This window comes from Streptomyces lycii (assembly GCF_009735685.1).
Taxonomy (GTDB): domain Bacteria; phylum Actinomycetota; class Actinomycetes; order Streptomycetales; family Streptomycetaceae; genus Streptomyces; species Streptomyces lycii.
Genome location: NZ_WHPN01000042.1, coordinates 1 through 12,357 on the forward strand (window position 1 = coordinate 1; position 12,357 = coordinate 12,357).

At 74.2% G+C, this 12,357-nt stretch carries 9 protein-coding genes and 1 pseudogene; 4 read left to right on the top strand and 6 right to left on the bottom strand.

Going from position 1 to position 12,357, the window contains the following annotated elements; all coding sequences use genetic code 11:
• From GCU69_RS02190 to GCU69_RS33375, 4 genes are all read right to left on the bottom strand, one after another.
• On the bottom strand, positions 1-249 hold a 249-nt coding region (locus GCU69_RS02190; RefSeq protein WP_156204975.1), incomplete at its 3' end, for a 2-oxoglutarate dehydrogenase E1 subunit family protein.
• Between the two features lie 292 nt (positions 250-541).
• Positions 542-1,615, bottom strand: coding sequence for a HAMP domain-containing sensor histidine kinase (locus GCU69_RS02195; protein WP_156204977.1), 1,074 nt, complete (start codon positions 1,613-1,615; stop codon positions 542-544).
• 83 nt (positions 1,616-1,698) lie between these two features.
• The gene (locus GCU69_RS02200) at positions 1,699-2,460 is read right to left on the bottom strand and encodes a response regulator transcription factor (RefSeq protein ID WP_235978153.1); all 762 of its coding nucleotides are present in this window, start codon (positions 2,458-2,460) and stop codon (positions 1,699-1,701) included.
• Positions 2,461-2,559: 99 nt separating this feature from the next.
• Positions 2,560-3,276, bottom strand: a complete 717-nt coding sequence (locus GCU69_RS33375; RefSeq protein WP_170315761.1) for a spermidine synthase family protein — start codon at positions 3,274-3,276, stop codon at positions 2,560-2,562.
• A 710-nt stretch (positions 3,277-3,986) separates the two neighbouring features.
• Between GCU69_RS33375 and GCU69_RS02210 the strand changes: the two genes are divergently transcribed.
• Complete coding sequence (locus GCU69_RS02210) at positions 3,987-4,490, top strand: ATP-binding protein (RefSeq protein ID WP_235978154.1); 504 nt, start codon at positions 3,987-3,989, stop codon at positions 4,488-4,490.
• A 317-nt stretch (positions 4,491-4,807) separates the two neighbouring features.
• Here GCU69_RS02210 and GCU69_RS02215 read toward each other — a convergent pair whose 3' ends face one another.
• Positions 4,808-5,515 (bottom strand): GNAT family N-acetyltransferase, encoded by a 708-nt coding sequence (locus GCU69_RS02215; protein ID WP_235978155.1) that lies wholly within the window; start codon positions 5,513-5,515, stop codon positions 4,808-4,810.
• Positions 5,516-6,239: 724 nt separating this feature from the next.
• Between GCU69_RS02215 and GCU69_RS02220 the strand changes: the two are divergent.
• A pseudogene (locus GCU69_RS02220) lies at positions 6,240-7,472 on the top strand (MFS transporter); the annotation flags it as partial.
• 303 nt (positions 7,473-7,775) lie between these two features.
• Positions 7,776-10,211, top strand: a complete 2,436-nt coding sequence (gene lon, locus GCU69_RS02225) for an endopeptidase La (RefSeq protein ID WP_098753005.1) — start codon at positions 7,776-7,778, stop codon at positions 10,209-10,211.
• Between the two features lie 312 nt (positions 10,212-10,523).
• On the opposite strand, the gene GCU69_RS02230 is transcribed toward lon, so the two are convergent.
• A complete protein-coding gene (locus GCU69_RS02230) occupies positions 10,524-11,369 on the bottom strand; it encodes a lysozyme (RefSeq protein WP_098753006.1) in 846 nt (281 codons plus the stop codon).
• A 341-nt stretch (positions 11,370-11,710) separates the two neighbouring features.
• Between GCU69_RS02230 and GCU69_RS02235 the strand changes: the two genes are divergently transcribed.
• Positions 11,711-12,139, top strand: a complete 429-nt coding sequence (locus GCU69_RS02235) for a MarR family winged helix-turn-helix transcriptional regulator (protein WP_098753019.1) — start codon at positions 11,711-11,713, stop codon at positions 12,137-12,139.
• Positions 12,140-12,357: the final 218 nt, after the last annotated feature.

Here is a 12,357-nt window from a genome sequence, read left to right on the forward strand (position 1 = left end):
GGCCGGGGCGGACCCGGCCTTCGGCTTCGCGGGCTGGGCGGCCGCGGCCGCCGATCCCGTGTCGGCTCCCGGCTTGTAGTCGGCGAAGAAGTCCCACCAGGCTCGGTCGACCGAGTTCGGGTCCTGGAGGTACTGCTGGTAGATCTCGTCGACGAGCCACTCGTTGGGACCGAAGGCGGCGGCGGGGTTCTTTCCCTGCCCGTCTTGATCGGTCGAGACGCTCGAGGTGTTGGGGGACTGTGGCGACACGGCGGCTACCGCCCTCTTCCGCTTCCTAAGGTGGTGGACAGCGGAAATAAAGGCTACGCCTCTTACCGCGTCCGTTGCAGGCCGGGTCGGCCAGAGGTCATGCACGTCACATTGAGCAGCGTGTTTCGGGGCAGCTTTTGGCGGGAAAACCTCATGGTTTCGCGCTCGTACGGCGCCTCGCGGGATCGCCGTTCCGCGGCGGCGGCGTCCTGCTGCCGCAACCTTCCCGGTCGTACGCTGCGAGGACGACGGAAAGTCATCCCGAATCAACGCTTCCGTTTGCGAGCCTACGTCAACCCGGCACTCGGCTGCTGCCCGGAAGGATGACCTTTATGCGGCAGCCGCGGGGTGATTCGGCCACACCGATGCTGCCGCCGTGCAGATCCACCGCCCAGCGGGCGATCGCCAGCCCCAGCCCGGTGCCCCCGTCGCTCCCCGGGCCGTGCGGAGTGGAGACATGCCCGCGGTTGAACCGTTCGAAGATCCGGTACCGCTCCGACTCGGGGATGCCCGGGCCCTCGTCCAGCACCTCCAGCTCCAGGCTGTCCGGGGCGTCGCCGCGCCGGGCCCGCAGCGTGACCCGGCCGTGCGGCGGGCTGTGCTTGACGGCGTTGTCGACGAGGTTGGCCACCACCTGGTGCAGCCGCTCGGTGTCCGCGTGCCCGGTCAGCTCCGGCGGCGAGACGTCCAGGTGCAGGTGCACGTCGGCCCGCCCGGGCACGGAGCCGCCCGCCGCGGCACGCGCCGCCGCGGCCATGTTGGCCTCCTTCAGCACCCCGGACAGATACGGCCACACCTCGAAGCGCCGGGCCCGCAGCGGTACGACCCCGTTGTCGAGCCGGGACAGGTCCAGCAGCGTCTCGACCAGCCGGCCCAGCCGCTCGGTCTGCCGCAGCGCGGTGCGCATCGTCTCCGGGTCGGCGTCGCTGACCCCGTCCACGACGTTCTCCAGCACCCCGCGCAGCCCCGCGATGGGGGTGCGCAGCTCGTGTGAGACGTTCGCCACCAGCTCCTTGCGGTGCCGGTCGACGGCCTGGAGGTCGGCGGCCATGTGGTTGAAGGCCTGGGCCAGCTCGCCCAGCTCGTCACGCCGGTCGGCGCGCACCCGCCGGCTGTAGTCGCCGCCCGCCATGGCCCGGGCGACGGCCTTCATCTCGTCCAGCGGGGAGGTCAGGCCGTGCGCCACGAACTGGGTGATCAGCATCGTGGCGATGATCGAGAAGATGGTGACGATGCGCAGCTCGGTCCGGGTCTGGAGCGCCATCAGCACCAGCAGGGTGGTGATGGTCACCGACCCGATGACCAGCGCGCCCAGCGCCGCCTTCACCGAGCGGTACGGGTCGAGCGGCTTCAGCGCCTCCCACAGCCGGGCCCAGGTGCGGGAGCAGTAGCGGGCCACGGCCCCCTTCCGCTTCCCGCTGCCGGCCCGGGGGCCGGGCGGCGCCTCGCTCACGGGGCCGGGGCGGCCGGGGTCTCCAGCGCGTAGCCCACGCCGTGAACCGTACGGATCCGCTCCGCACCGATCTTCCGGCGCAGCGCCTTGATGTGGCTGTCGACCGTGCGGGTGCCGGACGCGTCCGCCCAGTCCCAGACCTCGGCGAGCAGCTGTTCCCGGGAGAGCACGGCGCGCGGGGTGCCGGCGAGGCAGACCAGCAGGTCGAACTCGGTGGGCGTGAGGTGGATGTCCTCGCCCTGCACGCGCACCCGGCGCTGGGCGTTGTCGATCTCCAGTTCCCCGAGCCGGAGTATGCCGGTGCGGGGGGTGTGCGCGGCGAGCGTCGCCCGCTCCACGCGGCGCAGCAGGACGTGCACCCGCGCGGCCAGCTCCCGCATGGAGAACGGCTTGGTCATGTAGTCGTCGGCGCCGACCCCGAGGCCCACCAGCATGTCGGTCTCGTCGTCCCGGGCGGTCAGCATGAGCACCGGTACGGGGCGCTGCGCCTGCACCCGGCGGCACACCTCGAGGCCGTCGAAACCGGGCAGCATGATGTCCAGGACGAGCAGGTCCGGCTGCCAGGCCTGCGCGGTCTCCACGGCGGACGGGCCGTCGTGCGCGGTCTGCACCTGGAAGCCCTCGGCTCGCAGGCGCACGGCGATGGCGTCGAGAATGGTCGCGTCGTCCTCGACGACGAGCACCCGGCGCTGGGTCGTGCCGGCCGGGCCTCCTGCGTTCGCGGCGGGTGCGCCCACGCCGTTGTGTGTCTGATCCATCGACTTTGCCTCTGCTGTCCCAGCTTGTTCCCCTGCCGGCGTCGCCGTCTCCGCCGGGCGGTGCTGGCAAGCAGCGTAAGGGCAGGAAGCGGGCTGCGGCTACGCGGCCTTGATCGCGATGTGCACGGCGTCCGGGACGCCTCGGTCAACGGCGATCTCTTCCGTATGTACGCCGATGAATCCGGCATTCCGCATAACGTCCTCGAAGGCGGCGGACGGCCGCGCCGACCACACCGCGAGCACTCCGCCCGGGGTGAGCCGGTCCCGGCAGGCGGCGAGCCCGGACGGGGCGTAGAGCCCGGTGTTGCCGTCGGTGACCGTCCAGTCGGGACCGTTGTCGATGTCCAGGCACAGCGCGTCGAAGGATTCCGGCGCGGTGTGCACGTACTCCACGAGGTCGGCTCGGACGATCTCGGTGCGCGGGTCGGCCAGCGCCGCCGCGGAGACCGCCGCCAGTGGTCCGGACCGGTGCCAGTCGATCACGGCCTGCTCCCGTTCCACCACGGTGATCCGGCCCCACCGCGGCTCCGCGGCGGCGCGGGCCAGCGAGAAGCCCACGCCGAGGCCGCCGATCAGCACGGCCGGCCCGGTCCGGCCGTCCGGCAGCGCGGCCAGCGCGGCGTCGACGAGCAGCCGCTCGGAACGGCCGTCGGAGGTGTCCATGAGGAAGCAGCCGTTGGCGATGATCTCGTGGTGCTCCCCGCGCCGCCGCAGCACGACCTCCCCGAACGGGCCTTCGCGGCGGTCGACCGTGACGGCGGCGGAGTGGCCGGTTCCGGGAAACGGCGGGTGGCCGGCGGGCGACGGGGCGGACATGGCGGCGAGGTCCCTTCGGTGGTGCGGGCGCGCCCTTCGGCGGTGCGGGGCACGGGCGGCGGGCGGGGCCCAGGGTAGCGAGAACGCGGTGGCCCGCTCAGCGGCCCGCACCGTCCGGCCGCGGGCCCCGCCACGCGCACAGCGCGGTCCCGGCGGCGAAGGCCCCGGCCGCCACGGCCCAGGACGCCGCCTCCCAACCGGGCTGGAGCGGCCGGGCCCACAGGGCGGCGGGGCCGCCGGCCCGGCGATCACCAGAGCCGGCCGGCCCGCCTCCCCGCCCCGGTGGGCGGCGGCGGTCCGCCAGGCGGTGACGAACGTGTCCTGGAGCACTTCCCGTACGATTTCAGGGTCGCCGCACCGTCGTGCGAGCCGCGCGTGCAGCCATCCGGCGTGCCGGTCGTACAGCGCGGCCAGCGCCTCGGGGTCACCCGCGGCGACAGCCCGCAGCAGTTCCCCGTCACCCGGATCGGCCCCCATGGGGCGGAACAGTTTCACGTCCCTCCATCGCTCCGGCCCCGGTCCCCGGTTCACGCCGATTCCACCGGCGTCGACCGGCACCGGCCTCCGGGGCCGCCCGCACGGCTCCGACCTCGCGAGACGCCGTGAGGCGCGGTCGCACGCACGGCGGCCGGGCGCCCCGGCGGCGCCCGCCCACACATTCCTGCCCCGCGCGGATGTTCGTTCGGGCACATTCCGGACAGGAGACACCCATGAGCACCGTCGAGACAGCCGACCGGATGGCCGCCCGGGCGCACGCGCCGCCCGACAGCTGGGAGTACTCCCTCCAGCTGCCGCGCGACCCGCTCGCCCCGCGTATCGCGCGCTGCACCGTCCGTACGGTGCTGGGCGAGCACGGTCTCGTGACGCTGGCGGAGACGGCGGAGCTGCTGACCTCCGAGCTGGTGACGAACGCCTACCTGCACTCGCCCGGCCCGGCGTCCGTCCGCCTCAAGTGGCACGGGGAGAAGCTCCGGGTGAGCGTGTGGGACAGCAGCACCAGCCGCCCGCGCGCCGCCGCCGGCCTGGGGCGGGGCACCAACCCGTTCAGCGAGCGTGGCCGGGGGCTGCTGCTGGTCGCGGTGTGCGCGGACGACTGGGGGAGCTTTCCGCTCGGCGAGGATCTGGCCGGGGTGCGCGGCAAGGTCGTCTGGTTCGCCCTCGACGCCGGCGCGGCGGACCGCGCGCCGGTCCCGCGCGGCGGGCGGCGGGGCTGACCTCACGGGGCTCCCGGGGGATCCGGCCCCGCCCGGACCGGGCGGTGCGAAGGGGGACCAGGAACGAAAGGCTGTGCTCGGAGCGTGCGCGTGCTCCGGGGCGGCCGTGCGCTGAGGCCCGGACCACCGTGTGCGTGCCCAGGAGTCAGCCGAGGGCGGAGACCCGGATCACCGTGGGCGTGCCCCGGAGGCAGCCGAGGCGGAGCCCGGATCACCGTGGGCGGCCCCGGAGGCGGCCGTGCGCGGAGACCCGGGTCCGCCGTGTGGGTGCCCCGGGATCAGCGCTGCGGCGGAGGCCCGGTTCCGTGTTCAGGCGTTCAGACCCTGGACGCGGCCGTTCCGCCGGGCACCGGGGCCGTCGCCGCCGGCCGGCCGAAGACCAGCCCGGTCAGCGGCGCGTGCACCCGCCAGCCCAGTGACTCGTACAGCGCCCGGCCGTCGACGGTGGCGCCCAGGACGCCGGTCGTCGCGCCGGCCTCGACGGCCGTGTTCGCGAGGGTGCGCATGACCAGGGCGCCCAGCCCCAGGCGGCGGTGGCGGGCGGACGTCTCCACCTGGTCGACGACGAACGCCGCCGGCCGCGAGGACGTGGGCGCCGGTGCGGCGATCTGGCCGCGGGCGGCGAACGAGCCGTCGGGGGCGTGGACGAGCGCACGGGTCACCCCGCCCCGCGTCCAGACGCGCAGCCGGTAGCCCTCGGGCGCGTCCCCGGCCGGCGTCCGGCGCAGGGCGGCCGACATCAGGAAGCCGGGGTCGTCGAAGGACCAGCCGGGCGGCAGCCAGGGGGCGAGCGTCTCCGGCGGCGCGAACGTCTTGATCCAGACTCCGGGCGCGGCCCGCTTCCGGCTGATCCCGCGGACGAGCGCCTCCTCGGGCCGGGGCAGCACGTAGCGGGTCGCATGGTGCTCCAGGCCCACGTCCACCCGGAACCCGCCGCCCGGCTCCGGGACCGGCGGCGCGGCTCCGCGGGAGACGACCCAGCCCTCGACCCACGCCTCGGCCACACCGGTGATCTCTTCGTGCACGCCCGTCCTCCAGGTAATAACCGCTTCCGGCGATTGAGTATTACGTGATGAGTATTGCCGGGGAACGGGTGCGAGCGCCAGCCGCTTTTGCGCGGCCGCGGAGCGTCACGGTGCCACCGGGCCCGGACGACCCGTATCCGAGGTGCCGGGGGAGGTCCCGGCCGGAGTGGGGGGAGAGGGGAGGCGCGGTGGCGGCCGGCCGGGGGCCCGGTCGGCGGGCAGCCCGGGGCCGGATCACGGTCGGCGGGGCGGGGCCGCGCCGGGGCCGGGTCCGCGGGGCGGAAATTCCCCTCCGTGCCGAGCAGTCGAGGGCTAGTGTTCGGGCAGCGAGCGATCCCCGAGGAGTCGAGACATGCCCGGTCGTCCGAGCGCGCTGTGACGTCGTAGGCCCCACCGGCCCGTCATCGCGTGCTGCCCCTGATGTCGCGGCACAGCGAGCCTTCCCCTGCCCGGACCGCCGGCGCGCCCGCGGGCCGCCGGGCGGCGGGCCTCGTCACCGCCGTATCGAAGGACTTCCGTGCCGTCCGCATCCTCCGCCGCGTCCGATCCCGGCCGTCCCGCTCCGTCCGGCTCCGGTTCCCGCTCCCGCCCTGTTCCGCGCCAACCCGGTTCCGGCGCTCCCGTTCCGTCCGGTTCGGGTTCCGGCGCTCCCGTTCCGTCCGGTTCGGGTTCCGGCGCTCCCGTTCCGTCCGGATCCGATCCCGGCCCTCCCGCTCCGGCCGGCCTGTGGCGGGACCGGGACTTCCGCAGGCTCTGGCTGGGCCAGACCGCCTCCCAGCTCGGTGAGCACGCGAGTCTGGTGGTGCTCCCGCTCTTCGCCGTCCTGACGCTCGGCGCCGGCGCCGGCGAGCTGGGCCTCCTCCGGGCCGTGGGGCAGGCCCCCATCCTGCTGCTCTCGCTCTTCGCCGGCGCGTGGGTCGACCGGTGGCGGACCCGCAGGGTCATGGTGCTGACGGACGCCGGCCGGAGCCTGGCGCTGGGCGCGGCCGCCGCGGCCGGTCTCTTCGGCTGGCTCGGCCTGCACGCGCTGTTCGTGGCCGCCTTCGCGGTCGGGGCCTTCTCCGTGTTCTTCGACGTGGCCTACCAGGCGTCCCTCGTACGACTGGTGCGGCGCGACCAACTGGTCCGGGGCAACAGCGCGCTCGAGGGCAGCCGGTCCGCGGCGCAGATCGGCGGGCCCGCACTCGGCGGCGCACTGGTGTCACTGCTGTCCGCGCCGGTTGCCGCCGCCGCGGGCGCGCTGTTCTTCGCGCTGTCGTTCCTGTCGGTCGGCGGGATGCGGAGGAACGAACGGATGCCGGAGCGCTCCGGGCGGCCCCCGCGGGTTTGGCGGGGGATCCGCGAGGGGGTCCGGTTCGTCGCCGGTGACAGCTCGCTGCGGGCCGTGTGCCTCGCCTCGGCCGCCTTCCAGTTCTTCTTCGCGGCCGTGATGACGGTCTATCTGCTGTTCCTGCCGCGGGAACTGCACCTGTCGGGCACCGCCGTCGGGCTGGCGCTCGCTGCGACGGGACCGGGGGCGCTCCTCGGCTCGGTGCTGGCCGCCCGGCTGCCGGGCCGGTTCGGGCACGGCGTGGTGCTCGTGTCCGGGGCGGCGCTCGGCGACTGTGTGTTCCTGTGTGTCCCGGCGCTGCACGGTTCCCCCGCGGTGACGCTTCCCGCGCTCCTCGTGATCAACTTCGTGTTCGGGGTCTCCGGCCAGCTGGTCTCCGTCACGGTCATGGCGGTCCGGCAGGCCGCCACCCCGGACGGGATGCAGGGCCGTGCCGCCGCGACGATCTCGTTCGCCGGCATGGGAACGGCCCCGCTGGGCTCGCTGCTCGGCGGGTTCCTGGCGGTCGAGTGGGGGTCGCGCACCAGCCTGCTGGTGACGGCCGCGGGCATGCTGCTGTCCCCCGCGGTGATCGCCCTGTCCCCGCTCGCCCGTCTGGGACGGGAGCTTCCGCCCGCCCCGTCGGCGCCCGCCCGTCCCGGGACCCCGGGGACCCCCGGGACGGTCACCCGCTCCGGCTCCCCGGGAACGGACACCCGCCGTGGCGCCACCGGGCCGGACGCCCGCTCCGGGGTCCATGGGGCGGACGTCCGCTCCGAGGCTCACGGAACGGACGCCCATCCCGGGGCCCACGGGAAGGACGCCCATCCCGAGGCCCCCGGGAAGCGCACCCGTCCCGTGATCGCTCACAGCGAACACACGCCGGGGAACATCAGGGGAAGCAGAGACATTGAGTGAGTACAGCTCAACTTGCCTGCCGAAGGGGAGATCATGGCTTCCACGTCCACCTCGCTCACCCTGCCCGTGCTCCCGCTCTCCGACGAGGTCGTGCTGCCGGGCATGGTGGTGCCGCTGGACCTGTCCGACACCGACGTACGAGCCGCGGTGGAGGCCGCGCAGGCCGCCGCCCGGGCCGGCGGGGGCGACAGCGGCGGCAGTGCCGGCGGCGGAGGGAAGCCGCAGGTGCTGCTGGTGCCGCGGATCGACGGGGAGTACGCCGCGATCGGCACGCTCGGCACCGTCGAACAGGTCGGCCGGCTGTCCGACGGCGACCCCGGCGCCCTCATCCGCGGTGTGACCCGCGTCCGGATCGGCGCGGGGACGACCGGCCCCGGCGCGGCCCTGTGGGTCGAGGGCGTCCGGGTGGAGGAGAAGGCCCCGGACCCGCTGCCCGGTGCCGTCGCCGAGCTGATGAAGGAGTACAAGGCCCTCGCCACCAGCTGGCTGCGCAAGCGCGGCGCCTGGCAGGTCGTGGACCGGGTGCAGCAGATCGACGACCCGGGCCAGCTCGCGGACAACTCCGGCTATTCGCCCTTCCTGAGCGTCAAGCAGCGGGTCGAACTGCTGGAGACGACCGATCCGGTCGCCCGGCTGAAGCTCGCCGTGAAGCGGCTCAGCGACCATCTCGCCGAGCAGGACGTCGCCGAGACCATCGCCAAGGACGTCCAGGAGGGTGTCGACAAGCAGCAGCGCGAGTTCCTGCTGCGGCGCCAGCTGGAGGCCGTACGCAAGGAGCTGGCCGAGCTCAACGGCGACCCCGAGGACGAGTCCGACGACTACCGCGCCCGCGTCGAGGCAGCCGACCTGCCCGGCAAGGTGCGGGAGGCCGCCCTCAAGGAGGTCGACAAGCTCGAACGCGCCTCCGACCAGAGCCCCGAGGGCAGCTGGATCCGCACCTGGCTGGACACCGTCCTGGAACTGCCGTGGAACGAGCGCACCGAGGACGCGTACGACATCCCCGGCGCCAAGGCCGTACTGGACGAGGACCACGCCGGGCTGGAGGACGTCAAGGAGCGCATCACCGAGTACCTGGCCGTGCGCAAGCGGCGCGCGGAGCGCGGTCTCGGCGTCATCGGCGGACGCCGGGGCGGCGCGGTCCTCGCGCTGGTCGGCCCGCCCGGAGTCGGCAAGACCTCGCTCGGGGAGTCCGTGGCGCGCGCCATGGGCCGGAAGTTCGTCCGGGTGGCGCTGGGCGGCGTGCGCGACGAGGCGGAGATCCGCGGTCACCGGCGTACGTATGTCGGGGCGCTCCCCGGCCGGATCGTGCGCGCCGTCAAGGAGGCCGGGTCCATGAACCCGGTGGTGCTCCTCGACGAGATCGACAAGGTCGGCTCGGACTTCCGGGGCGACCCGGCGGCCGCGCTGCTGGAGGTGCTCGACCCCGCGCAGAACCACACCTTCCGCGACCACTACCTGGAAGTGGAGCTGGACCTCTCCGACGTCGTCTTCCTGGCCACCGCCAACGTCCTGGAGGCCATCCCCGAGGCCCTGCTCGACCGGATGGAGCTGGTCCGCCTCGACGGCTACACCGAGGACGAGAAGGTCACCATCGCCCGCGACCACCTGCTCGCCCGCCAGCTCGACAAGGCGGGGCTCGCGGAGGGCGAGGTCGCCCTGGAGGAGGGCGCGCTGCGCCGGCTCGCGGGTGAGTACACCCGGGAGGCGGGCGTACGGAATCTGGAGCGCTCGATCGCCCGGCTGCTCCGCAAGGCCGCGGCGCAGCACGAACTGGGCGAGCTGGAGCTGCCGGTCACCATCGGCCCGGACGACCTGCGCCGTTACATCGGCCGGCCGCACCACGTCCCCGAGTCCGCCCAGGACCCGGGCGAGCGGCGCACGGCGGTGCCCGGCGTGGCGACCGGGCTGGCCGTGACCGGCGCGGGCGGTGACGTCCTCTTCGTCGAGGCCTCGCTGGCGGACGCGGAGACCGGCGGCACCGGGCTCCAGCTGACGGGACAGCTGGGCGACGTCATGAAGGAGTCGGCACAGATCGCGCTCTCCTTCCTGCGCAGCCGGGGCGCCGAGCTGGAGCTGCCCGTCGGCGACCTGAACGACCGGGGCGTGCACCTGCACGTACCGGCGGGCGCGGTGCCGAAGGACGGGCCGAGCGCGGGCGTCACGATGACGACCGCGCTGGCCTCGCTGCTCTCCGGGCGGCGGGTGCGCGACGACGTGGCGATGACCGGTGAGGTGTCGCTGACCGGCCGGGTGCTGCCCGTCGGCGGGGTCAAGCAGAAGCTGCTGGCCGCGCACCGGGCGGGCATCGGCACGGTCGTGATCCCGAAGCGGAACGAGGCGGACCTGGACGACGTGCCCGCGGAGGTGCTGGAGAAGCTGGACGTGCACCCGGTGGCCGATGTCCGGCAGGTGCTGGAACTGGCCCTGGAAGCGGCGCACAGCGAGCCGGAGACGCTGCTGGCGGTCTAGGGCCCGGGGCCGGTGGCGGGCCCGGCACCACCCGTGCCCCCGCCACCGCAGCGCCACCCCGTCACCCCGCCACCGCACCACCGCACCACCGCCCCGCACCGTGACCACGGTGCGGGGCGGTGTGCCGTCGGCGGGAGGGCACCGGCCGTCTCCGGGGCGGTGCGCCGCGGCCCGTACGAGGCGGCGTCAGCCGTCAGCCGTCAGCCGTCAGCCGTCAGCCGTCAGACGCCAGCCGCCAGCCGTCGGTCGTGAGCCGTCAGTCGTCGTATCTCGGCCGTCAGCTGCCAGCCGTCGGGCCCCAACTCTCGGCTCTCAGCCGTTGGCCATGGCCTGGAGCTGGCTGTATCCGCCGTTGAACCGGTTGTGGTCCCCGACGATCGGCCCGGTCGACGTGTACTGCCAGTACGTGTGGTAGCTCCAGCCGGCCGGCAGGGTGCCCGGGGCGGAGGCGTAGCGCGCGATCCAGAGCGGGTTCACGGCGCCGAAGCCGGCGTAGTTGCCGGTGCAGGTGGTCCACCAGTCGGTGGTGGTGTAGATGACGGCGTCCCGGCCGGTGCGGGACTTGTAGGTGTTCAGGAAGTCCCGGATCCAGCTCACCATGGCGCTCTGGCTCAGGTTGTAGCAGGAGTTCCCGTCATAGGGGTTGTACTCGATGTCGAGGACCCCCGGCAGCGTCTTGCCGTCGCGCGACCAGCCGCCGCCGCTGCCGGCGAAGTAGTTCGCCTGGGTGGCGCCGCTGCTGTCGCTCGGGTTGGCGAAGTGGTAGGCGCCGCGGATCATGCCGATGTTGTACGAGCCGTTGTACTGCTGGGTGAAGTAGTCGTTCTTGTAGTAGCTGCCCTCGGTGGCCTTGACGTAGGCCCAGCGGACGCCGCTGTTCCAGAGTGCCGCCCAGTCGACGTTGCCCTGGTGGCTGCTGACGTCCACGCCCTCGACGGACGCGGCGCGGGAGGTGGGGGTGCCGCCGGCGGGGCCGCCCTCGTTGGCGACGACGGTGGAGCCCATCCAGGAGTTGCGCTCCCCGGCGGGGGCGGGAGCGGGCCGGTCCGCCGCGGCGGCGGCGCCGGGCAGGGTCAGCAGCAGGGCGAGCACGGCGGTGAGCACCGCGCTCACGGCGCCGGCCGGGCGGCGCGGGAAATCGGATCTGTGCACGGTCATGTACGTGCCTCCGAAGGACTCGGTGGGGGGAGTGTCCGGGCACGGCGGGACAACGGCGAAAGCCCGCCCGGATGTGCGGCGAGGCAATTGGCGTGGCCATGCCATACAGGACGCTACGCGCGTCAACGACCGGGAGGAAAGACCGCCCGGGTGCTGCCGGTGGTCTAATCCTGCGAAATACTGTCGGAGCTGCGGATACGACCGCCGCTGAAAGAAAAAACCTGGCTGTGGAAACCCGCCGACAGCGGACGAGGTTGAGGATCCCCACGTTGCAGAACACGGATACCGGGCAGAACGGCGAGGCGCCCGAGGCCCGCGCCGGGGAAGAGGCCGCGGGCGGCATGGACAGCGCCTGGCTCGCACTGGAGCGGGAGTTGTCCGTCCTCCTGCGCCGGGCGCGCGCCAGCTCCGGCGAGATGGCCCGCGCCGTCCATCCGGACCTGGAGCCCGCCGCGTACGGCCTGCTGGTGCGGCTGGCCGAGGCGGGTGAGCAGCGCGCCACCGCGCTCGCCGGCTATTTCGGCGTCGGCAAGGCCACCATGAGCCGCCAGTTGCGCTCGCTGGAGGAACTCGGCCTGGTGGTGCGCCGGCCGGATCCGGCGGACGGCCGGGCCTCGCTCGTCCGGCTCACCGAGGAGGGCCGGAGCCGCTTCTCGGCGGTGCGCGGCGCCCGCCGGGAGCGGTATGCCCGCAGGATGGCCGGCTGGGACCGCGGCGAGGTCGCCGAACTGGCCCGGCTGCTCAACCGGCTGAACAGCCTGGACAGCTGAACGCCCCGCCCGTGGGGCCGGAGACCCTGGCCGGAGGCCCTGCGGACCGCGCCCGCCGCGCCGGAGGCCGTGCGCACCGAGCCCCGCCGTGCCGGGAGCCGTGCGCACCGAGCCCCGCCGTGCACCGAGCCCCGCCGTGCACCGAGCCCCGCCGTGCACCGAGCCCCGCCGCGCACCGAGGCCGTAGGCACCGAGCCCCGCCGCGCACCGAGGCCGTA